Raw genomic sequence first — 20,876 nt, forward strand, 5'->3', positions numbered from 1 at the left:
GTGCCCGGCCGGGGCGGCCCGTGACCCGACATGACCAACACCAACGGCTGGGGAAAAGTGGCATGGAGCGTGCGTGCGCGGCTTAAGATGAGCAACCGCAGGTATTTGAAACAAAAAGACGTGTCCCACTTTAGCAAGGGACTCCCGGCCTGACCATCCCACAGTTGGGGGAGGAACCCGGCCGATGTGTCATTCTGGAGTCTTCTGATGAACTTGCCCGCCTACCTCGCGCCTTTTCGGCCCCGCATCCTGTTGGCGCTGCGCGGCTACACGCGCGAACGCTTCAGCAAGGACCTGGGTGCGGGCATGACGGTCGGCATCGTGGCCCTGCCGCTGGCCATGGCTTTTGCGATTGCCTCGGGGCTGTCGCCGCAGGCCGGCATCTGGACCGCCATCATTGCCGGCGGGCTGATTGCGCTGCTGGGCGGCTCGGCCGTGCAGATTGGCGGGCCGGCGGGCGCCTTCATCGTGATCGTCTACGGCATCGTCGAACAATACGGCCTGCCCAACCTGCTGATTTCCACCGCCTGCGCCGGCGTGCTGCTGTTCCTGCTCGGGTTTCTCAAAATGGGCACGCTGGTGCGCTACGTCCCGGTCAGCATCGTCGTCGGTTTTACCAACGGCATTGCCGTGCTGATTGCGCTGTCGCAGCTCAAGGACCTGCTGGGCCTGCAGATTGCCAAGATGCCGGCGGACTTTTTCTCGCAGATCAAGGCCCTGGCCGCCCATAGGGACTCCTTCAACGCCAGTGCCCTGGGCCTGGGCGTGGTCTGCTTTCTGGGCCTGGTGCTCTGGCCGAAACTGTTTGCCGTCCGTAACGGCGCCGGTAATGGTCTGGCCGCGCGCCTGATCAAGCGGGTGCAGGTGGTCGAGGGCCTGCAGCTGATGGGGGCCACCCGGGTGGTGTCGCGCGTGCCGGGACCGGTGGTGGCGCTGATCACGCTGACAGCCTTTGCCTGGCTGCTGAGTCTGCCGGTGGAAACCATAGGCTCGCGTTTTGGCGGTATTCCGCGCGCGCTGCCGGCCTTCGCACTGCCCGATTTTTCCTGGGACACGGTGCGGCTGCTGCTGCCACCCACGCTGACCATCGCCGTGCTGGGCGCGGTGGAGTCGCTGCTGTGCGCACGTGTCGCCGACCAGATGTCCGGCCTGCCCAAGCACGACCCCAACCAGGAGCTGATGGCCCAGGGCGTCGCCAACTTCGTCGTGCCTTTTTTCGGCGGCATGCCGGCCACCGGCACGATCGCCCGCACCGTGACCAACTTGCGGGCGGGCGCCACCTCCCCGATCGCCGGCCTGGTGCATGCCCTCCTGCTGGTGGGGGTGGTGCTGATCGCCGCGCCGCTGGCCGTGCATGTGCCGCTGGCGGTACTGGCGGGCCTGCTGCTGCATGTGGCCTGGAACATGGGCGAGTGGCGCGAGTTTGCCCACCTGCGCCAGTACAGCAACCACTACCGGCTGCTGATGCTGGGCACATTCCTGCTGACCGTGGTGTTTGACCTCACGGTGGCGCTGCAGGTCGGCATGCTGCTGGCCTGCGTGCTGTTTGTGCAACGCATGAGCAGTTTGTTCCAGGTGGTGGAGACCGGACGCACCGACGACTCCATCCACTTCCAGCTCTATGGTTCGCTGTTTTTCGGCGCGGTCGCCAAGATCGACCCGGTGCTGTCGGTGGTGGAAAGCGCCCCGCAGGGCCTGCTGGTGCGCCTCGATGCCCAGTCATTGCAGTCGCTCGATGCCTCGGGGCTGGATGTGCTGGGTCAGCTGCACAAGGCCATCGTGCTGCGCGGCGGCCGGCTGGTGATCTCCGGCCTGAACGCCCAGCCACGCGCGGTCATGGCGCGTGCAGGCTTTCTGGCGAAGGTGGAAGAACTATGAAAATGATAGCTGCTCGCGCCTATTTCATAAGGGATGCAACCCCTTTTGACGCCTGATTTCAGCGGCTGGGACCGCTCGGCCCGGTCACCTCGGCATCGACCGAGGCGGTGCGCACAACGCGCAGTTCCCGGTCAAACACCACGGTGAAAATTCTCGACGTGACCGGGGGCGAGAGGTAACGCCAGTCGTAGTGGGTTTCCTGCTGCAGGGCATACGGCGTGACCCGCATCGGTTTGCCCAGCATCTTGCGCACCTGCTCCATGGGCATGCCGGGCAGCACCAGCGCGAAATTCTGCGGCGTCAGGACCTGGCGCAACGCGCTCATCCTGCCGTCCGGGCCGATGGTGATCATGTAGTTGACCTGGCCCTCGGGCTGGCGGTTGTACTCCAGCGTGCGCGCACCGGGCTGGGCGGCCACGCCGGGAAAGGGGTTGCCGGCCAGGTCGGCGGCTGCCCAGATTTTTTCGGGCTCGCCGAAGCGGGCGCGCACATCGGCTTCGGTGGCCACACCCTCCTCGAGTTCGGCGATGCGCTGCGGGTCGCAACCCGCCATCCCCAGCAATACCGACAGCAGTCCCATGAGAGCCCAGCCCCTTGTGTGCGCCCGGCCCGTCACTGCGCGGCCTGCCCGGAAAACGAAAAAAGGCAGGCGCATGATGGTCCCCGGTAAAATCCGTCAATTCAACATTTCAGGCAGTTTAGTCCCATGTCCATTTTCGCCCGCCCCCACTACACCTCGGAAGTGACCCAGTTCATTGAGGAACTCAAGGCGAAAAAACCCACGCTGGAGGCCGAACAGCGCGAGGGTCGCGCGATCTGGTGGGACAAGGAGCTGGACCGTTCCGAGCAGGCCGACTACCAGGATGCCCGCGTGCCGCAGCAGCCCTATGTGTATGGCACCAGCGGCCACCCGAACAGCGAACAGTCCTGAGACCCATAGTCAAAAAGGCCTCCAGCCCTTGCTGGATATGCGCAGACAGCTATTGTTTTCATAGTTACTGACGCCACCGCCCCACCCCCATGTCCACGATCACCGAACTGCCGCCCTCGCCGTCCGAGCCGGGTTCGCCGCCCGACGCGCTGCCGCTGGCCGGCATGCCCGCGGTGATCGACCAGGTCGCGCTGGCCCGCCTGTACGGCGAGCCGCTGTTTGCGATGCCGCAGGACCTGTACATTCCGCCCGACGCGCTGCAGGTGTTCCTGGAAGCCTTCGAAGGTCCGCTGGACCTGTTGCTGTACCTGATCCGCAAGCAGAACTTCAACATCCTCGACATCCCGATGGCGGCTGTCACGCGCCAGTACCTGGTGTATGTCGATGAAATCCGCGCCACCAACCTGGAACTGGCCGCCGAGTACCTGCTGATGGCCGCGATGCTGATCGAGATCAAGTCGCGCATGCTGCTGCCGCCGAAAAAGGTCGCCGACGGCCAGGAGCCGGAAGACCCGCGCGCCGAACTGGTGCGCCGCCTGCTGGAATACGAGCAGATCAAGCTGGCGGCCCACAAACTCAACGACATCCCGCAGTTTGGCCGCGACTTCCTGCGCGCCCAGGTCTATGTGGAGCAGGCGCTGCAGCCGCGTTTCCCCGAGGTCAGCGTGGTCGACCTGCAGGAAGCCTGGCGCGACATCGTCAAACGCGCCAAGCTGGTGCAGCACCATGTGATCTCCCGCGAGGAGCTCTCGGTGCGCGAACACATGAGCATCGTGCTGCGCAAGCTGCAGGGCCAGAAGTTTGTCGAGTTCGAGCACCTGTTCGAAACCGCCCGCGGCATGCCGGTGTTGGTGGTCACCTTCATCGCGCTGCTTGAACTCTCCAAGGAAGGCCTGATCGACGTGACCCAGGCCGAGGCCTACGCGCCGATTTACGTGCGCCTGGCTTACACGCCGGCCTGACCGGCCGGCATGGCCGGTGGTGCATGCCACCGCTGGCCGCTGCGCCCCGCAGTGTGCTGCGGGTTTCTCACGCCCAACCCGGGCGCACACTTCAACGGGCACCCGCTTGGTCCATCTGCGCGCCGGCGGGACCGGAGCTGACTGCCGTTGAAGGTCACTCATCCCTGTGTCGCACCGCCAAAAATACGAATACCAGCGAACAATTGATAAGGTGTTGTTTTTTTTACTGATTCAGTAACTTATTACGTTTTCTCGGCCTGCCCGCCTACATTTTTTAACAAAATGCACGGTCATGATGGCTTGGTACTACAAGGCCAAGCACCATGCACCAGACGCAACGACCCGACCGGGCAATCGACACCCATTTGTCCACCGCTTCCCGGCGCTGCGATTCCTGGCGTTTTCCCCTGAACAAAAGCCTGGTGCCGTTTGCGCTCCTGGTGCTCAGCCAAAGCCTGTTGGCCCAACAGATCCCCGGCGCCGGCAGCCAGATGCAGCAGATTCCTGCGGCCCCGGTGCCGCAAAAAGCACCGCCCGAAATCCGCATCGAAAGAGGGACCGCGCCCGTCGCCTCCACTGCGGATGAGGCAAAAATCCTGGTCCGCAGCCTGCGCGTCACGGGCGCCAAAGCTTATACCGAAGCCGAGCTGATCGCGATCACCGGCTTCACCCCCGGCACCGAGCTGACACTCACCGATCTGAACGCCATGGCGTCGAAGATCACGACCCACTATGCAAAAAACGGCTATTTTGTGGCCCGGGCCTACCTGCCCGCGCAGCAGATTGCGAACAACACCGTCACCATCGAGGTCAGCGAGGGTCAATACGGCAAGATCATCCTGCGCAACCAGAGCACACTTTCCGACGACCAGGCCTACCGGCTGCTTGGCGGCCTGAACAGCGGCGATCCCATCACCAATGATCCGCTGGAGAGCCGACTGCTGCTGCTGTCGGACACGCCGGGGGTGAATGTCAAATCGACGCTGGTCCCGGGCGCCACGCCGGGCACTTCCGATCTCATTGTTGATCTGACGCCGGGAAAACGCGTGAGCGGCAGCGTCGACTTCGACAACGCCGGTAACCGCTACACCGGCGAATACCGACTGGGCGCGACCGTCAACCTCAACAATCCGCTGGGGCTGGGCGACCAGGCCAGCGTGCGCGCCGTCACCTCCGGCTCCGGGCTCAACTACGGCCGCGCGTCCTACCAGGTGCCGTTCGGCAAAACCACCGTGGGCGTCGCTTACAGCCGGCTGGAATATGAACTGGGCAAGGAATTTGCCCCTCTTGGCGCCAACGGCACGGCAGAGATTGCCAGCATCTACGGCATCCGTCCGCTGATCCGTTCACGCAACAACAACCTGTACACACAGCTCGCGTATGAAGCCCGGACGTTCCAGGACAGGATAGACAGCACCATCCCCCCATCGGTCACCGACAGGAAAGCCGACGTGTTGCTGGCCAGTCTTTATGGCGACCACCGGGACAATCTGGGCGGCGGCGGGATCAGCGCCTATTCGCTGACCTGGTCAATCGGCAACCTCGACATACAAACGCCGGCGGCGCTGGCCGCGGACGCGGCGAGCGCCCGAAGCAATGGTTCCTACAACAAGCTCGCCTTCACGGCCACGCGGCTGCAGCGCGTCACCAACCTCGTGTCGCTGTATGGCTCCATCAGCGGTCAGGTCGCCTCGAAAAACCTCGATTCATCGGAGAAGATGGACCTGGGCGGCATGAACGGCGTGCGCGCCTATCCCCAAGGTGAAGCCTCCGGCGACCAGGGCTACCTGGTCAACCTCGAAGCCCGGCTGCTGCTGGCGGGGCTTTCGGAACGCGTGCCGGGCCAGGTGCACCTGATCGGTTTTGTTGACGCCGGCAGCGTCACGATTCACAAAAACCCCTGGTTCACCGGGAACAACCACAGAAACCTGGGTGCTTACGGCGTGGGCGCCAGTTGGGGCGAACCCGGCAACTTCCTGGTGAGGACGTACTACGCCCGCAAGCTCGGCAACGAAGAGGCGATCTCCGCCCCCGACAAGTCAGGCCGGTTCTGGATCCAGGCCATCAAGTATTTCTGACATTTGTCAGCTTCTGCGCCAACACGACAGCACACAAGGACTCACCCATGAACCGAATTCACCAATCCATCTGGAACAACAGCTCCGGCACCTTCGTCGCCGTGTCTGAAAACGCCGGCGGCGCAGGCAAGAAAAAATCCTCATCCACGACAGGACGCCCCGGCGCCGCGAACTTCGCCATCAAGGCGCTGTCAGCCTGTCTGATGCTCGGCCTGGGCGCCGCTGCCTATGCCCTGCCCACAGGCGGTGTGGTGGCGGCCGGTGGCGCCAGCATCACCAGCAGTGCGTCTACCACCACCATCACGCAATCCACCGCCAACACGGTGATCAACTGGCAGAGCTTCGGCATTGCCGCCGGCCAGACCGTGCAGTTCGTACAGCCCGGCAGCACGTCGGTGGCCCTGAACCGGGTCCTGGGCACCGATCCGTCCAGCATCATGGGCAACCTCTCGGCCAACGGCAGGGTCTTTCTGCTCAACCCGAACGGCGTCCTGTTCGGCAGCGGCGCATCGGTGAACGTCGGCGGGCTGGTCGCCTCCACCATGAGTCTTAGCGATGCCAAGTTCATGGCAGGCGATTATTCCTTCACCGACGCGGGAAGCGGCTCGGTCGTCAACCAGGGCAACATCACCGCGGCCGATGGCGGCTACGTGGCACTGATGGGCAAAACCGTCAGCAACCAGGGCGTGATTTCCGCCAGACTCGGTTCGGTAGCGCTTGCCGCCGGCAATGCCGTCACCATGGACGTGGCCGGCGACGGCCTGCTCAATATTTCGGTGGCCCAGGGCGCGGTCAACGCGCTGGTTGAAAACGGCGGCCTGATTCGCGCCGATGGCGGCCGCGTGCTGCTGACGGCCCAGGCGGCCGGCGACCTGCTGCAAACCGCGGTCAACAACACCGGTGTGATCCAGGCGCAGACCATTGGAAGCCGCAACGGCACCATCCTGCTGCTGGGCGACATGCAGAGCGGCACCATGAATGTCAGCGGCACGCTGGATGCCAGCGCCCCGAATGGCGGCAACGGCGGCTTCATTGAAACCTCGGCGGCGCGCGTCAGCATCCGCGACGATGTACGCGTCACCACCGCAGCGCCTCAGGGCCTGATGGGCACCTGGCTGATCGATCCGCAGGACTTCATCATCGGCGCGGGCGGCAACATTTCCGGTGTCACGCTCTCGGCCCAGCTGGTGAACAACAGCATCACCATCACGACGGCAGCCGGCACCGGCAACGGTGATATTTTTGTCAACGACGCGATCACCTGGACAGCCGCCGGCGCCCCGACGACCCTCACCCTTACGGCCGACCGGGACACCAACATCAATGCGGCAGTCACGGCCACCAACGGGAATTTTTCAGTCTGCTGCGGACGCGATGTCAATGTGAACGCCGCCTTGACCACCACCAACGGAAGCATCCTGCTGAGCGCCGGGCGCAATGTCAACGTCAATGCCGCCATCACCACCACCGATGGCAACCTCATGATGTGCGCGGCCAACGATGTCAACATCAGCAGCAAGATCACGGTGACCAATGGGACGCTGGATCCCACCCGCAGCCTCGGCCTGCCCCGGGGCCTGACCATCAGCGCGGACACGGACGGCACCGGCCCGGGCATCGCGGGCGGCACGGTGATCTTCGCGCCACTCGCGCCACCCGTGGCCGTCACCAACGCGCCGGTCCTCATCACCTACAACCCCATCTCGTACACCACGCCGACGGACTATGCGCCCAAATTCACCCTGACCGCAGGTGCGACGCTGACGCAGCGCATGCTGGTCTTCCCCGATGTCATCAGATACTTCGATGGCACCACCAATGCCGTTCTCACCACACTCAAAGGCAACCCAGCCGGCGTGAGCCTGATTGCCGGCCCCGGGGCCACCGCCACTTTCGACAATGCGACCGCAGGAACGAATAAAGCCGTCACCTTCAGCGGCTACACGCTGGGTGGGCCGAATGCCAGCCAGTATGCTTTCGCGTCGAATTGCTGCGGGCCCATCGTTCAGAAAACAACCGCGACCATCAGGCCGGCCGTCACCGGTTTGAACTCGGATGGCAGTTTCAATCTACCGTATGTTGAACTGGCCATGCCGGCACTCGTCACTCTGGCCTCGTATCGTTCGGGGCTGATGCCAACCTACATGTCTGACGCTGGTGATGTCTTTTTCGTCACCAAGGAAGAAGAGGTGGCGCCCACGGTGATACCGTTCGCCCCGCCGCCGCCGTACGTCGCACCACGTTATGCACCCCGGCCAGCGCGTAACTGATCACCGCATATCTGTTGGATGAGTCTTACGTACAGGTTTACGGCATGCCGATGCAGATAGCGAAAGCGCAGCAGGGATCCGGTCTGAAAAAGGCTGGACTCTGCCTGGCTTTGCTGGCGGCAAGCCTGGCGTATTCTGCGGCCTTTGCCGGGGTGGAGGTGGGACAGCCGCCTGGCCCCAACCCGCCGTCCGCAACACCATCCGGCCCAGCCATGGCCAACCTTCCTGCGGGAAGCCTGGCGAGCAGTCATTCCAGGCGCGCCCATTTCGGCCAGGAACGCGCGTCCCCGGAGGCTTCCCACATCGCTGACTGGGTCGTCCACTCCGGAGACAACCAGGGCATGCCCTTCATGATCGTGGACAAAGTCCATGCCAAGGTGCTGATGTTCAACGCCGACGGCCGGCTGCAAGCCGCGGCGCCTGCGCTGCTGGGCCTGGCGCGTGGCGACGATTCCGTGCCGGGCATTGGCGAGCGCAAGATGTCCACCATTCGCCCCGAGGAACGGACGACACCCGCCGGTCGTTTCGTCGCATCCCTGGCTCCCGATATCCATGGCGAGGAAATGCTCTGGGTGGACTACGACACGGCCATCTCGCTGCATCGCGTGGTCAAAGGCAAGCCCAGCGAACAGCGCGCGCAGCGCCTGAACAGCGCCACAACCGATGACAACCGGGTTTCCTACGGCTGCATCAATGTTCCGGTGAATTTTTACGAAAAAGTGGTCAGTCCGGCCTTCACCGGAACGAACGGCATCGTCTACGTTCTGCCTGAAACCCGGTCCGCCCGGGACGTCTTTGGCTCCTACGACATCACGGACGCGCCCGCGACGGTCGCGTCAAGTCCGGCCGCCCCATCTGCCCAATAAGGCAGCGGCGACCTGCGGGCGCGGCGCAATCCGGCGATCGCAGGACCCCGGATCCAGGCCTCCCGCGCCCGCTCACTTCGGCTAAGCTCGGGGCACGGCACCATGACGCTCGTGCCCGGGAGTGCCCCATGAAGATCGGTGTACCCAGAGAGATCAAGAACCACGAGTACCGGGTCGGCCTGACGCCGGCCAGTGTGCGCGAGCTGACCGCCCGCGGCCACTCCGTGCTGGTGCAGACTGGCGCCGGTGCCGCCATTGGGCTGGGTGACGCCGACTACCAGGCTGCCGGCGCCACGCTGGTGTCGGATGCAGCAGCCGTGTTTGCGCAGGCCGCCATGATCGTCAAGGTCAAGGAGCCACAACCGCCGGAACTGGCCCTGCTGCGCCCCGGACAGATCCTCTTCACTTACCTCCACCTGGCACCGGATCCCGCGCTCACAGCGGCCCTGATCCGGTCCGGAGCCATCTGTATTGCCTACGAAACCGTCACCGGGCGCCAGCACACGCTGCCGCTGCTGGCGCCCATGAGCGAGGTGGCCGGCCGCATGGCGGTGCAGGTGGGCGCGGCGCATCTGGAGAAGTCGCGCGGCGGCATGGGCGTGCTGCTCGGCGGCGTGCCGGGCGTGCCCGCCAGCCACGTGGTGATCCTCGGCGCAGGAACCGTGGGCGCCCATGCAGCGCAGGTCGCCGTCGGCATGGGCGCACGGGTCACCGTGCTCAACCGCGGGCTGGAGCGGCTGCGCGCGCTGGACCAGCTCCACGGCAACCGCATCACCACCTTGCAGGCCAGCGCCCAGGCCATTGAAGACGCGGTGCTCGGCGCCGAGCTGGTGATCGGCTGCGCGCTGGTGGCGGGCGCCGCGGCACCCCAACTGGTGAGCCGCGCGTTGGTCGCGCGCATGAAACAAGGCGCGGTGGTGGTGGACGTGGCGATTGACCAGGGCGGCTGCTTCGAGACCTCACACCCCACCACGCACGCCGATCCGACCTTTGTGGTGGACGGCGTGGTGCACTACTGCGTGGCCAACATGCCCGGCAATGTGGCGCGCACGGCGACCTTGGCACTCAATAACGCGACGCTGCCCTGCGTGCTGGCGCTGGCCGGCAAGGGCTGGCAGCAGGCCATGCGCGAGGACCCGCACCTGCGCGAGGGCTTGAACGTGGCGCAAGGCCATGTGACGCATGAAGCGGTGGCGCGGCAGCTCGGCCACCTCTGGGTGCCGGCCGACCGCCTGCTGGGCTGAAGGCCGGGCTACCGGCGTTTGCAACACTGTACTAGAATGACCTTGCTCCGGGGTGCAGCCCGACCATGGTGGTCGGGCCGCTGAGATGGCCAACCCAAACCCGTGAACTTGAATCGGTTCGTACCGACGTAAGAAGAGCTGACTGTCCACCGGTCCCCGGCTGCCCAGTCAACGACCAACACCACAGCGCTGGTGTCGGCCACACCTTCGGAGCATTTTGTGCGGCAACGCACGCCAAGGAATGCACCGATGAACGCTCCCGACAAGTTCGCCCAGCTGCTGTCCCTCACCCGTGAGCCCTTCCCCGCCTCGCGCAAGGTCTACGTGCCCGGCCAGGTTCATGCAGACCTTCGCGTGCCCATGCGTGAAGTCAGCCTGAGCAACGGCGAATCCGCCACGCTCTACGACACTTCCGGCCCCTACACCGACCCGGCCGCCGACATCGACGTGCGTCGCGGGCTGCAAGTCCTGCGCACGCCGTGGATTGAGGCACGCGGCGACACCGAGGTGTACGCTGGCCGTGCGGCCCAGGCGGTTGATGACGGCACGCGCCGCCAGGACCGCGATGATCCGCAAGACCCGGAAGCCCAACGCATCGCGGCCCTGCGCGCCCAGGCCGCCGGGCTGCAACGCACACCACGGCGCGCCAGGGCCGGCGCCAACGTCACCCAGATGCACTACGCCCGCCGCGGCATCATCACGCCGGAAATGGAATACATCGCGCTGCGCGAAAACACGAAACGCGAATGGATGGCCGAGTACCTGGGCGATGCCGAACGCGCGGCCCGCGTACGCGGCAACCCCATGGGCGCGCAGCTGCCCGCCTTCGTCACGCCCGAGTTCGTGCGCGACGAGGTGGCACGCGGCCGCGCCATCATTCCGGCCAACATCAACCACCCCGAAGTCGAGCCGATGATCATCGGCCGCAACTTCCTGGTGAAAATCAATGCCAACATTGGCAACTCGGCGGTGACTTCGAGCATCGATGAAGAGGTCGAAAAACTGGTTTGGGCGATCCGCTGGGGCGCCGACAACGTGATGGACCTGTCCACCGGCAAAAACATCCACACCACGCGCGACTGGATCATTCGCAACTCGCCGGTGCCCATCGGCACGGTGCCGATTTACCAGGCGCTGGAAAAAGTCGGCGGCGTCGCCGAAGACCTGAGCTGGGAGATCTACCGCGACACGCTGATCGAGCAGGCCGAGCAGGGCGTGGACTACTTCACCATCCACGCCGGCGTGCGCCTGCCTTTCATCCCGATGACGGCCAATCGCCGTACCGGCATCGTCTCGCGCGGCGGCTCCATCCTGGCCAAGTGGTGCATGTCGCACCACAAGGAAAACTTCCTGTACACGCACTTCGAGGAGATCTGCGAGATCATGAAGGCCTACGACGTGAGTTTTTCTCTGGGCGACGGCCTGCGCCCCGGCTCGGGCGCCGACGCCAACGACGAGGCGCAGTTTGCCGAACTGCGCACGCTCGGCGAACTGACCAAAATCGCCTGGAAACACGATGTGCAGACCATGATCGAAGGGCCCGGCCACGTGCCCATGCACATGATCCAGGCCAACATGGACGAGCAGCTCAAACACTGCCACGAAGCGCCGTTTTACACCCTGGGTCCGCTGACCATCGACATCGCGCCGGGCTACGACCACATCTCCAGCGCCATCGGCGCAGCCATGATCGGCTGGTTCGGCACCGCCATGCTGTGTTACGTCACGCCCAAGGAACACCTGGGCCTGCCGGACCGCAACGACGTCAAGCAAGGCATCATTGCCTACAAGATCGCCGCGCACGCCGCCGACGTGGCCAAGGGGCACCCGGCCTCCCGCGCGCGCGACGAGGCGCTGTCGAAGGCGCGCTTCGAATTCCGCTGGCACGACCAGTTCAACCTGTCGCTGGACCCGGACACGGCGCGCGAATTCCACGACGAAACCCTGCCCAAGGAAGTCAGCAAGGTCGCGCACTTCTGCTCCATGTGCGGACCGAAGTTCTGCTCCATGAAAATCAGCCAGGAAGTGCGCGAGTTTGCGGCACAACAAGGTATTGCGGAAAACGCGGCGCTGGACCAGGGAATGCAGGCAAAATCGGCCGAGTTCCGCGAGGGCGGCAGCGAAATCTACATCCCCATCCAGAAGCTCTGAGCGTCTGGGCGCACGCAAAAAAAAGGCGGACATCATCATGCACATCGGCATCGCAGGCGCAGGCCTGCTCGGGCGGCTGCTGGCCTTCGAACTGAGCCGGGCCGGCCATGCGGTCGAGGTTTTTGACCCCGCGCCGGGCCCACAGGCACCCGTCAGCGGACCGGGCACGGCACCTTATGCGGCCGGCTGGACCGCCGCCGGCATGCTCAGCCCCACGGCCGAGTTGGAGTCGGCCGACGAACACGTGTTCGCGCTCGGCCTGCGTTCGCTGGAGCTGTGGCCGGCCATCGTGGCGGCCCTGGGCGTGCCGGTCGAACTGCACCGGCGCGGCAGCCTGCTGCTGGCACACCGCGGCGACGAAGGCGCGGCGCACCGCGTGGTGGACCTGCTGCAGCACAAGGCGCCGGCCAGCCACGCGCCGCAACGGCTCGACGCCGCGGCCCTGCGCGACCTGGAGCCCGACGTCCATGGCGTGGCGCACGCCTGGCTGCTGCCGCACGAGGGACAGATCCATACAGTGCAGGCGATGCAGGCCCTGGCCCATGCCGCCGGCGCGGCAGGTGTGCACTGGCACTGGGGCGTGGCGGTGAACCGGCTGCAGGCCGGCGAGATCCACACACCGCAAAGGGTCAGCCGGTTCGACTGCGTGTTCGATGTGCGCGGTACCGGGGCGCGGCCCGCCCCGGCCGGCCTGGCAGCCAACGACGGTTTCACGCCGCAGGTGCGCGGCGTGCGCGGGGAAATCATCTGGCTCCATGCGCCCGGCGTGGCGCTGCAGCGGCCGGTGCGCCTGCTGCACCCACGGCACCGGGTCTACCTGGTGCCGCGCGAGGGCGGCCACATCGTCGTCGGCGCCAGCGAAATTGAAAGCGAAGACCGCTCGCCGATCTCGCTGCGCAGCACGGTCGAACTGCTGGCAGCGGCGCACAGCATCATTCCGGAACTGGCCGAAGCGCGTATGGTTCATACCGAGACCAACCTGCGCCCGGCCCTGCCCGATAATCTGCCGCGCGTCGAACAAAGCCCCGGGCTGGTCCGCATCAATGGCCTGTTCCGGCACGGCTGGCTGATTGCGCCGGCACTGGTCGAGCAAACGCTGCAACATCTGACATGACAACCATCAACATCACCCTCAACGGCGAGTCCCGGCAGGTGCCGGGCGGCTGCACCCTGGCCGAGCTGCTGGAGACCAGCGGGCAGCCGGCAGCCTCGTTTGCCAGCGCGGTCAACGGCGAGTTTGTGGCACGCGACGCGCGGGCGGAAACCCTGCTCGCGGAAGGCGATGCCGTTTTCACCTTCCAGGCCATCACAGGAGGCTAGACCAATGACCACCCCCACGCTTTCTTCGTTCGCGGCCCCCAGGCAGGGCGCCCAGAACCCTTCGGGCGGCCCCGCGGGCACGGACACCTTTCACATCGCAGGTGTTGAGCTCACAAGCCGCTTTTTCCTGGGCAGCGCCAGCTACCCGTCACCGCAGGTCCTGCAGCAGGCCATCGCTGCTTCGGGCGCGCAGGTGGTCACCGTCGGACTCAAGCGCCAGCTGGCTGCCGCCGGCGGCACACAGAACGACTTTTTTCAGCTGATCCGGGACAGCGGCGCCCGCCTGCTGCCCAACACCGCCGGCTGCCGCAGCGCGCGTGAAGCGATTACCTTGTCACAGATGGCGCGCGAACTGTTCGGCACCAACTGGATCAAGCTCGAAGTGGTCGGCGACGAACACACGCTGCAACCCGACCCGTTTGAACTGGTGACGGCCGCAGCCGAACTGGCGCGCGACGGCTTTGAAGTGTTTCCCTACTGCACCGACGACCTGGTCAGCTGCCAGCGCCTGCTCGACGCCGGCTGCCGCATCCTGATGCCCTGGGGCGCCCCCATCGGCTCGGGCCAGGGCCTGGTCAACCCCTACGCGCTGCGCACGCTGCGCGCGCGCCTGCCCGGCGTGCCGCTGATCGTGGACGCCGGCATCGGCTCGCCCGCCGATGCGGTGCAGGCCATGGAACTCGGTTACGACGCCGTGCTGCTCAACTCGGCCGTGGCCCATGCGCGCGACCCGGTGCAGATGGCGCGCGCCTTCAAGCTCGGCATCGAGTCCGGGCGCCTGGCGTATGGGGCCGGCATCATGGCCCAGCAGGACATGGCTGTCGCTTCCACCCCGGTTACCGGCCGGCCGTTCATCCTATGACAGCACCCGCCCACACCCCACCGGTCTGGACCTTTGCCGGCAACGCGAAGGACATACAAGGGCTGCTGGCCGGCAGCGCACCGGACCTGCCGCGCCCCGCCCTGCTCTGCCTGAACCAACGCGAAGCCGCCACGCTGTTGGGTTTGCCCGCACCGGACCAGCCCGAGGCCGTGACGCAGGCCGCAGCCCGTTTGCGCGCCGCCGTTTGCGAGGCGGTTGTGATCACCGGCGACGAGGCCGACTATGCCGACACGCCGCAGGCCAGCGGCTGGCTGCGCCCGGCCGTCACGACCGCCTCCCCCCAAAGCCAACCTGACGCGGGCAGCGTGTTCGCCGACGCCGCCGCACAGGCGCTGGCGCGCGGTTTTGTCGCCATGGAAGCCATCGTCATGGCCTGCATGGCGCGACACGATGCCTTGAGCCAGCACACGGGGACGGGACCCCTGCAGCCACGTGCCGACTTTGCGCAGCGCAGCGCCAACCTGCCGCACTTCAGCCTGCCCCGGTCCACGACGGTCAGCGGCTTTTCCGCGCTCAGTGATGCCGACCTGGGCCTGTACGCCGTGGTGGACAGCGCCGCCTGGGTGGCCCGCGTGGTGGGCGCGGGTGTGCGCACCGTACAACTGCGCATCAAGGACGCAGAGGGACCAGCGCACCGCGCCTTTGTCCGGGAGCAGATCCGCCAGAGCATCGCGGCAGCAACCCCAGCCGGCGCGCAGCTCTTCATCAACGACCACTGGCAGCTTGCCATCGAGGAAGGCGCTTACGGCGTGCACCTCGGGCAGGAAGACCTGCACGTCGCCGACCTGGCCGCGATCGCCCAGGGCGGCCTGCGGCTGGGCATCAGCACCCACGCGTATTGGGAAGTCTGCCGTGCCTGGGCGCTGCGGCCCAGCTACATCGCCTGCGGCCCCATCCATCCCACCCAGGCCAAGGCCATGCCGTGGATTCCGCAAGGCAACGACAACCTGGCCTACTGGTGCGCGCTGCTGCCCACGCCGGTTGTCGGCATTGCCGGCATGGACGTGCTGCGCACCGAGCAGGCCGCGCGCGCCGGTGCCGCCGGTGTGGCGGTGATCAGCGCCGTCACCGCGGCGCCTTCGCCGGAAACCGCCATCGTGCAACTGCAACAAGCCGTGCAGCGCGGTCGCACGCAGGCCCGCACTGGTGTACCCTTGCTGCCAAAGCCCACGCTCACGCTGTCACCCAGCGCTTGAGGATTCAGGACAACATGAACGCGGCTTCGCTGAAAATGCCATGTGCGTCCTCGTCAAAAAACCCCCTAGCTCGAGGAAAACCATGTCTCATGTTTTTGAACAACCCGTCACCCTGCACCGCCCGCGCCAAACGGTCCCCGCCAGCCCCGACGCTCGCTGGAGCGTAGACGCCATCGAAGCACTGTTCCACCTGCCTTTTCCCGAGTTAATGCACCGCGCGCAAACCGTGCACCGCGAAAATTTCGACCCCAACCGGGTCGAATTTGCCACCCTGCTGTCGGTCAAAACCGGCGGCTGCCCGGAAGACTGCAATTACTGCCCGCAGGCAGCGCGCTTCGATACCGGCGTGGAAGCGACCAAGCTGATGGAGCCGCATGAAGTGCGGCTGGCCGCGCAGCGGGCCAAGGACGCCGGCGCCACGCGTTTTTGCATGGGCGCAGCCTGGCGCGCGCCGAAAGACCGCGACATTGAAAAAGTCGCCGAGCTGGTGCGCACGGTCAAGGCCCTCGGACTGGAAACCTGCGCCACGCTGGGCATGCTGGAAGACGGCCACGCCGAAACGCTGCAAAGCGCCGGGCTCGATTACTACAACCACAACATCGACAGCGCGCCCGACTTCTACGGCGACATCATCACCACACGCGACTACCAGGACCGGCTCGACACCCTGGCGCGCGTGCGCAGCGCGGGCGTCAAGGTCTGCTGCGGCGGGATCGTCGGCATGGGCGAAACCCGGCGCCAGCGCGCCGGCCTGGTCGCCGAGCTGGCGAATCTGACGCCCTACCCCGAATCGGTGCCGATCAACAACCTGGTCAAGGTGGAAGGCACGCCGCTGGCGGATCAGGCCGATCTGGACCCGTTTGAATTCGTGCGCACCATCGCGGTCGCACGCATCACCATGCCGAAGGCGCGCGTGCGCCTGTCGGCCGGCCGCCAGCAAATGGGTGACGCGGTGCAGGCCCTGTGTTTCCTGGCCGGCGCCAACTCCATCTTTTATGGCGACAAGCTGCTGACCACCGGCAACCCGGACACCGGTGCCGACGTCGCGCTGCTGGAGCGACTCGGCATGACTCGTTCAGCCCCCGAAGCACAGCCATGACACAACCGTCGGCCAGCCCCTACGGCACGCTGCCCGTCGCACCGCCCCCGGCGATGCGCAAGCCCATCAGCCTGCCGCGCCTGCGCGAGATGCATGCACAGGGCGAAAAAATCACCATGCTGACCGCCTACGACGCCACCTTTGCCGCCGTGGCCGACGCGGCCGGCGTCGAGTGCATCCTGGTCGGCGATTCGCTGGGCATGGTCTGCCAGGGCCTCAGCAGCACCGTGGGTGTGACGCTGGAAACCATGCGCCACCACACCGAAGGGGTAGCCCGCGGCCTGCGCCGCGCCCAGGCCACCGCCTGGCTGATCGGCGACCTGCCCTTTGGCAGCTACCACGAGTCGAAGGAGCAGGCGCTGCGCAGCGCCGTGGTGCTGATGCAGGCCGGCGCCCACATGGTCAAGCTCGAGGGCGGCGGCTGGACCACCGAGACCGTGAATTTCCTGGTCGAACGCGGCATTCCGGTCTGCGCCCACCTCGGCCTGACGCCGCAAACCGTGCATGCCCTGGGCGGCTACCGCGTACAGGGCCGGGGCGACGAAGCCGCCGCCGCCCTGACCAGCCAGGCCCATGCGTTGCAGGACGCGGGGGCGTCCATGCTGGTGCTCGAAATGGTGCCGGCCGCGCTGTCGGCGGCGCTGACCAAAGAACTCACACGTTGCGCCACCATAGGCATAGGCGCCGGCGTGGGCACCGCCGGCCAGGTGCTGGTACTGCACGACATGCTGGGCATGAACCTGGGAAAAATGCCGAAGTTCGTGCACAACTTCATGGCCGAAGCGCACAGCGTACAGGGCGCCATGCAGGCCTATGTGCGCGCCGTCAAGGAAGGCCGCTTCCCGGTCGATGCGCTGCACGCCTGGTGAAGCTGACACGGTATATTCGCCCCTCCGGCTCCGGCCTTTACGCCCCGACTCCTGTTCGCACCGCATGAAAATCGTTCACACCATCCCCGTCCTGCGCGCCGCGCTGGCGCTTTTCCAGCACCCCGCCTTCGTGGCCACCATGGGCAACCTGCACGACGGCCACATCGCGCTGGTCAACCGGGCCAAACCGCTGGGCGACGTGACGGTGGCCAGCATTTTTGTGAACCGCCTGCAGTTCGCGCCGCACGAAGATTTCGACACCTACCCCCGCACCTGGGAGGCCGACTGCGACAAGCTGCAGGCCGCCGGCTGCGATGTGCTGTTCGCGCCGCGGGAAACCGATCTCTACCCCGAGCCGCAGACTTACAAGGTGCACCCGCCGGCCGAACTGGCCGACATCCTCGAAGGGCATTTCCGCCCCGGTTTTTTCATCGGCGTCAGCACCGTGGTGATGAAACTTTTTTCCTGCGTGTTCGCCGGCAAGTCCGAGGGCACCGCGCTGTTCGGCAAGAAGGACTACCAGCAGCTGATGATCATCCGACGCATGGTGCAGCAGTTTGCCCTGCCGATAACCATCGTCCCCGGCGAGACCCTGCGCGCTGCGGACGGCCTGGCGCTGTCCTCGCGCAACGGTTACCTCAATGTCCAGGAGCGGGCCGAAGCCGTGCACCTGTCCCTGGCATTGAAGGCGCTGGGCGAAGCCGCCAGGGCGCAGGGGCTGGACAAGCTCGATGCCCTGGAAGCCCAGGCCATGCAGGCGCTGACCGCCCGCGGCTGGGCACCCGACTACCTGACGGTGCGCCGCCGCGCCGACCTGCTGCCGCCCGTGGGCAGCGCGGCAGCGCAAGCACTGGTGGTGCTGGGCGCGGCCAGGCTGGGCACCACGCGGCTGATCGACAACCTGGAAATTTGAGGCCAGCCCGCGGTTTTTAGAAGAAAAAAATGGCTCCAGCCCAATAGATACGGACGCAAGCAGCTATCTATTCAGGAGCACGCAGAAAACCAGGTGGCCATGAACGTTGCCGCGCACCCGCATCAAGGGGCAGGCGGCGGCTCGCCCTCGTCAGCCGGCACTGGCGCCGCCCGGCGCTGGTCGGCCAGCCACTGGTAACCCTTCCACGCCAGCAGGGCCGAACCCGCACCGAGCAAGGCGTAACGCAGCAAGGGCCGGCGCGCGCCGGCCAGCACCAGCGACAGCGCCGGAGCGAGCAGCGGCGCCCGCTTGAGCAGCCCCAGCGCGAGCGGCAGGCCTTTGCCGAGGGCCAGTCCCGGGACACCCCCTTTGAGCACCGCCACCGACTGCCGCGCCGCACCGAGGGCCTGGACCAGTTCGGCGCGCTCGGTCGCCGAGTGCATCAGCAACAACTGCTTTCTCAGCGCCCGCTGGCTCTGGCTGGTGGCGTTACCCATGGGGGTCTCCGCCCTGCGGCATGCTGACCGAGGCGGCCTGCAGGGCGTCGCGGTCCTGCGCCATTTCGGCCAAAGTGGCCTGCAGAAAAGGTGGCCGCGTGGCCAATGTGCGCTGCACGCGCCACCAGAACCAGCCGGCCAGCAGCAGGTACACCGCCGCAAAAAACGCCAGCACCGCGACACGCTGCGCAGGATCCACGGCCAGCACCACCATCAGGGTGACCATCAGGACGCCGACCAGACCGAACACCAGCAGGCCCAGCAGGCTCAGCAACAGGCCGATCAGCCGCTGCAGCTCTTCCTCGAGTTCGACGCCTGCCAGCGCCACGCGCGTGTGCGCCATGGCCAGCGCCGTCAGGCCCAACTGGCGCAGCGAGGCGAACAGGCGCGGCGGCGGGCCGCCGTCGGGGCGTTCGGGGGTGGACGTGCTCATGGCAACAACAGGTGCACCGGCACACCGGCGCTGCCCGCCATGGCAATCATGGCCTGCGGTTGACCAGCAGGCCGATCAGGAAACCGGCCGCGGCCGCGATACCGACGGCCTTCCATGGGTTCGCATGAACATACTCGTCCGTGACCTTGGCCGCCTCCTTGCCCTTGAGCAGCGCCGCCTCCTGCAGGCCGGTCAGTTTTTCGGTGGCGAGCTTGAGCTTGCCCGCGGCTTTTTCACGCAGCGCGGCGGCCGTCTCGCCGGTGGCGGCGGTGGCAGCCTTGAGCAGGTCCTCCACGTCGGTGAGGACCACTTTCATGTCGGTGATCAGTTTTTCCTTGCTGGTATTGTCCATGGCATGCTCCCAAGTGCGGTGGTAAAAAGCAGGCATTGCGCGAGCCTGCGATCAGTTTAGTCCCATCCGAAAGCCGCCGGCCGCAGGCAGGCCGAAACCTGCCGTGGACTTGATTCACCGCAATAATGCGGGCTGCAAAAATCCGGCAACCAACCCACCCTCGAGCACGCCATGGACCCCAACCTCCTGACCCCCCTGTTCACCCTGCTGGGCACGCTTGTGGGCGGCCTGGTGACCTTTGCCGTGAACCGGCAGCAGTTCAAGCACCAGATCCAGGCTCTGCAGCAGCAGTACCGCACCGAGTTCATGGCCGAAGAAACCGCGCGCCATTTCCTGAGCCACAAAAGTTTCACCGACCGTTCCTTCGAGGTGCTGAAAAAACACCTGGGCGGTTTTGACGACGACGAACTGCGCAAGATCCTGGTCCGTGCCGGTGCGGTGCGGACCTACCGCGACGATGACAGCGAGTGGTGGTACCTGCTGTCGCGCATGGGTGAGCGGATTGAGAAGATGCAGCAGAAGGGGTGACCTCTGCGTTGCAGCATCACGCTGCGCCTGCGGTCCTTTCTGGACAGTAGGATGGACTCCCCACTCCCACCCCTATCCCCTGCCCTCGCCCCACTGGGCGATGGAGGGGGACTTCATTTGGCCGCGTGTGCTGCAAGCGCGTGCATACATGACAGTCCCGTGAGTCCGACATGACGCGCTTCGCGCGTCATGTCTCCCCGCATCCCATCCCGAACCCGCATTTGTTTCCCCCACCCGTCGGGCTGGGCCGAGGAGCACAGGCAAAAGCGGATCAGCAACTGTGTTCAAAGTCAAATCCATTTTGAGGTTTTTTCAAGCGTTGGCAAGCTGTGCACAACCGAAGGTGGCCTGCCACGGCCTGCCTGACTTGATGACCGCATTCAGGATGGTCAACAACTTGTGCATG

The 20,876-nt window shown here is 65.8% G+C and carries 21 protein-coding genes; 17 read left to right on the forward strand and 4 right to left on the reverse strand.

The features are described from left to right. Nucleotides 1–30: 30 nt before the first annotated feature. A complete protein-coding gene (locus B7G53_RS23235) occupies nt 31–153 on the forward strand; it encodes a hypothetical protein (RefSeq protein ID WP_255250044.1) in 123 nt (40 codons plus the stop codon). Between the two features lie 54 nt (nt 154–207). Then, nucleotides 208–1,878, forward strand: a complete 1,671-nt coding sequence (locus B7G53_RS16335) for a SulP family inorganic anion transporter (protein WP_096669584.1) — start codon at nt 208–210, stop codon at nt 1,876–1,878. Between the two features lie 58 nt (nt 1,879–1,936). On the opposite strand, the gene bamE is transcribed toward B7G53_RS16335, so the two are convergent. Next, complete coding sequence (gene bamE / locus B7G53_RS16340; protein ID WP_096669637.1) at nt 1,937–2,458, reverse strand: outer membrane protein assembly factor BamE domain-containing protein; 522 nt, start codon at nt 2,456–2,458, stop codon at nt 1,937–1,939. Between the two features lie 126 nt (nt 2,459–2,584). Here bamE and B7G53_RS16345 point away from each other — a divergent pair, with 126 nt between their 5' ends. From B7G53_RS16345 to panC, 14 genes are all read left to right on the forward strand, one after another. Further along, nucleotides 2,585–2,809, forward strand: a complete 225-nt coding sequence (locus tag B7G53_RS16345) for a DUF3460 family protein (protein WP_096669586.1) — start codon at nt 2,585–2,587, stop codon at nt 2,807–2,809. An 89-nt stretch (nt 2,810–2,898) separates the two neighbouring features. Further along, nucleotides 2,899–3,771, forward strand: coding sequence for a segregation and condensation protein A (locus B7G53_RS16350; RefSeq protein ID WP_096669588.1), 873 nt, complete (start codon nt 2,899–2,901; stop codon nt 3,769–3,771). A 323-nt stretch (nt 3,772–4,094) separates the two neighbouring features. Beyond that, entirely contained in the window at nt 4,095–5,849 is a 1,755-nt protein-coding gene (locus B7G53_RS16355) for a ShlB/FhaC/HecB family hemolysin secretion/activation protein (RefSeq protein WP_096669590.1), read from the forward strand. 47 nt (nt 5,850–5,896) lie between these two features. Continuing rightward, nucleotides 5,897–8,119, forward strand: coding sequence for a two-partner secretion domain-containing protein (locus tag B7G53_RS16360; protein ID WP_096669592.1), 2,223 nt, complete (start codon nt 5,897–5,899; stop codon nt 8,117–8,119). A gap of 212 nt (nt 8,120–8,331) precedes the next feature. Further along, on the forward strand, nt 8,332–8,985 hold the full coding sequence (locus tag B7G53_RS16365; RefSeq protein ID WP_217992626.1) for a hypothetical protein: 654 nt from the start codon (nt 8,332–8,334) through the stop codon (nt 8,983–8,985). A gap of 128 nt (nt 8,986–9,113) precedes the next feature. Then, entirely contained in the window at nt 9,114–10,229 is a 1,116-nt protein-coding gene (ald, locus tag B7G53_RS16370; protein WP_096669597.1) for an alanine dehydrogenase, read from the forward strand. Between the two features lie 249 nt (nt 10,230–10,478). Then, complete coding sequence (gene thiC, locus B7G53_RS16375) at nt 10,479–12,380, forward strand: phosphomethylpyrimidine synthase ThiC (protein WP_096669599.1); 1,902 nt, start codon at nt 10,479–10,481, stop codon at nt 12,378–12,380. A gap of 37 nt (nt 12,381–12,417) precedes the next feature. After that, nucleotides 12,418–13,494 carry a glycine oxidase ThiO gene (thiO, locus tag B7G53_RS16380; protein WP_096669601.1) on the forward strand — a complete coding sequence of 359 codons (1,077 nt, stop codon included), beginning with the start codon at nt 12,418–12,420 and terminating at the stop codon, nt 13,492–13,494. Then, nucleotides 13,491–13,700, forward strand: coding sequence for a sulfur carrier protein ThiS (gene thiS / locus B7G53_RS16385; protein WP_096669603.1), 210 nt, complete (start codon nt 13,491–13,493; stop codon nt 13,698–13,700). Before thiO ends, thiS begins: the two co-directional genes overlap by 4 nt. Nucleotides 13,701–13,704: 4 nt before the next feature. After that, complete coding sequence (locus B7G53_RS16390) at nt 13,705–14,562, forward strand: thiazole synthase (RefSeq protein ID WP_096669605.1); 858 nt, start codon at nt 13,705–13,707, stop codon at nt 14,560–14,562. Continuing rightward, nucleotides 14,559–15,779 carry a thiamine phosphate synthase gene (locus B7G53_RS16395; RefSeq protein ID WP_096669607.1) on the forward strand — a complete coding sequence of 407 codons (1,221 nt, stop codon included), beginning with the start codon at nt 14,559–14,561 and terminating at the stop codon, nt 15,777–15,779. The genes B7G53_RS16390 and B7G53_RS16395 overlap by 4 nt, the downstream gene beginning before the upstream one ends. A gap of 82 nt (nt 15,780–15,861) precedes the next feature. Beyond that, nucleotides 15,862–16,878: a biotin synthase BioB gene (gene bioB / locus B7G53_RS16400; protein WP_255250045.1), complete on the forward strand. Its 1,017-nt coding sequence runs from the start codon at nt 15,862–15,864 to the stop codon at nt 16,876–16,878. Next, nucleotides 16,875–17,747, forward strand: a complete 873-nt coding sequence (panB, locus tag B7G53_RS16405; RefSeq protein WP_096669609.1) for a 3-methyl-2-oxobutanoate hydroxymethyltransferase — start codon at nt 16,875–16,877, stop codon at nt 17,745–17,747. The genes bioB and panB overlap by 4 nt, the downstream gene beginning before the upstream one ends. 64 nt (nt 17,748–17,811) lie before the next feature. Beyond that, nucleotides 17,812–18,660, forward strand: coding sequence for a pantoate--beta-alanine ligase (gene panC, locus B7G53_RS16410; protein ID WP_096669611.1), 849 nt, complete (start codon nt 17,812–17,814; stop codon nt 18,658–18,660). Between the two features lie 122 nt (nt 18,661–18,782). Here panC and B7G53_RS16415 read toward each other — a convergent pair whose 3' ends face one another. Genes B7G53_RS16415 through B7G53_RS16425 form a run of 3 tightly spaced genes read right to left on the reverse strand, consistent with a single transcriptional unit; the run spans nt 18,783 to nt 19,942 of the window. Beyond that, nucleotides 18,783–19,157, reverse strand: a complete 375-nt coding sequence (locus B7G53_RS16415; RefSeq protein WP_096669613.1) for a hypothetical protein — start codon at nt 19,155–19,157, stop codon at nt 18,783–18,785. Further along, nucleotides 19,150–19,590, reverse strand: coding sequence for a phage holin family protein (locus B7G53_RS16420; RefSeq protein ID WP_096669615.1), 441 nt, complete (start codon nt 19,588–19,590; stop codon nt 19,150–19,152). Before B7G53_RS16420 ends, B7G53_RS16415 begins: the two co-directional genes overlap by 8 nt. Nucleotides 19,591–19,636: 46 nt before the next feature. Continuing rightward, nucleotides 19,637–19,942 carry a DUF883 family protein gene (locus B7G53_RS16425; RefSeq protein WP_096669642.1) on the reverse strand — a complete coding sequence of 102 codons (306 nt, stop codon included), beginning with the start codon at nt 19,940–19,942 and terminating at the stop codon, nt 19,637–19,639. 171 nt (nt 19,943–20,113) lie between these two features. On the opposite strand from B7G53_RS16425, the gene B7G53_RS16430 reads away from it, so the two are divergent. Then, the gene (locus B7G53_RS16430; RefSeq protein WP_096669617.1) at nt 20,114–20,470 is read left to right on the forward strand and encodes a hypothetical protein; all 357 of its coding nucleotides are present in this window, start codon (nt 20,114–20,116) and stop codon (nt 20,468–20,470) included. Nucleotides 20,471–20,876: the final 406 nt, after the last annotated feature.

Source organism: Polaromonas sp. AET17H-212 (assembly GCF_002379085.1).
In the GTDB taxonomy this organism is placed as follows: Bacteria; Pseudomonadota; Gammaproteobacteria; order Burkholderiales; family Burkholderiaceae_C; genus Polaromonas.

Excerpts from the sequence above, each read along its gene's own strand:
- B7G53_RS23235 (WP_255250044.1), top strand. The coding sequence starts at position 31 with ATGACCAACACCAACGGCTGGGGAAAAGTGGCATGGAGCGTGCGTGCG.
- B7G53_RS16335 (WP_096669584.1), top strand. The coding sequence starts at position 208 with ATGAACTTGCCCGCCTACCTCGCGCCTTTTCGGCCCCGCATCCTGTTG.
- bamE (WP_096669637.1), bottom strand. The coding sequence starts at position 2,458 with ATGGGACTGCTGTCGGTATTGCTGGGGATGGCGGGTTGCGACCCGCAG.
- B7G53_RS16345 (WP_096669586.1), top strand. The coding sequence starts at position 2,585 with ATGTCCATTTTCGCCCGCCCCCACTACACCTCGGAAGTGACCCAGTTC.
- B7G53_RS16350 (WP_096669588.1), top strand. The coding sequence starts at position 2,899 with ATGTCCACGATCACCGAACTGCCGCCCTCGCCGTCCGAGCCGGGTTCG.
- B7G53_RS16355 (WP_096669590.1), top strand. The coding sequence starts at position 4,095 with ATGCACCAGACGCAACGACCCGACCGGGCAATCGACACCCATTTGTCC.
- B7G53_RS16360 (WP_096669592.1), top strand. The coding sequence starts at position 5,897 with ATGAACCGAATTCACCAATCCATCTGGAACAACAGCTCCGGCACCTTC.
- B7G53_RS16365 (WP_217992626.1), top strand. The coding sequence starts at position 8,332 with ATGGCCAACCTTCCTGCGGGAAGCCTGGCGAGCAGTCATTCCAGGCGC.
- ald (WP_096669597.1), top strand. The coding sequence starts at position 9,114 with ATGAAGATCGGTGTACCCAGAGAGATCAAGAACCACGAGTACCGGGTC.
- thiC (WP_096669599.1), top strand. The coding sequence starts at position 10,479 with ATGAACGCTCCCGACAAGTTCGCCCAGCTGCTGTCCCTCACCCGTGAG.
- thiO (WP_096669601.1), top strand. The coding sequence starts at position 12,418 with ATGCACATCGGCATCGCAGGCGCAGGCCTGCTCGGGCGGCTGCTGGCC.
- thiS (WP_096669603.1), top strand. The coding sequence starts at position 13,491 with ATGACAACCATCAACATCACCCTCAACGGCGAGTCCCGGCAGGTGCCG.
- B7G53_RS16390 (WP_096669605.1), top strand. The coding sequence starts at position 13,705 with ATGACCACCCCCACGCTTTCTTCGTTCGCGGCCCCCAGGCAGGGCGCC.
- B7G53_RS16395 (WP_096669607.1), top strand. The coding sequence starts at position 14,559 with ATGACAGCACCCGCCCACACCCCACCGGTCTGGACCTTTGCCGGCAAC.
- bioB (WP_255250045.1), top strand. The coding sequence starts at position 15,862 with ATGTCTCATGTTTTTGAACAACCCGTCACCCTGCACCGCCCGCGCCAA.
- panB (WP_096669609.1), top strand. The coding sequence starts at position 16,875 with ATGACACAACCGTCGGCCAGCCCCTACGGCACGCTGCCCGTCGCACCG.
- panC (WP_096669611.1), top strand. The coding sequence starts at position 17,812 with ATGAAAATCGTTCACACCATCCCCGTCCTGCGCGCCGCGCTGGCGCTT.
- B7G53_RS16415 (WP_096669613.1), bottom strand. The coding sequence starts at position 19,157 with ATGGGTAACGCCACCAGCCAGAGCCAGCGGGCGCTGAGAAAGCAGTTG.
- B7G53_RS16420 (WP_096669615.1), bottom strand. The coding sequence starts at position 19,590 with ATGAGCACGTCCACCCCCGAACGCCCCGACGGCGGCCCGCCGCCGCGC.
- B7G53_RS16425 (WP_096669642.1), bottom strand. The coding sequence starts at position 19,942 with ATGGACAATACCAGCAAGGAAAAACTGATCACCGACATGAAAGTGGTC.
- B7G53_RS16430 (WP_096669617.1), top strand. The coding sequence starts at position 20,114 with ATGGACCCCAACCTCCTGACCCCCCTGTTCACCCTGCTGGGCACGCTT.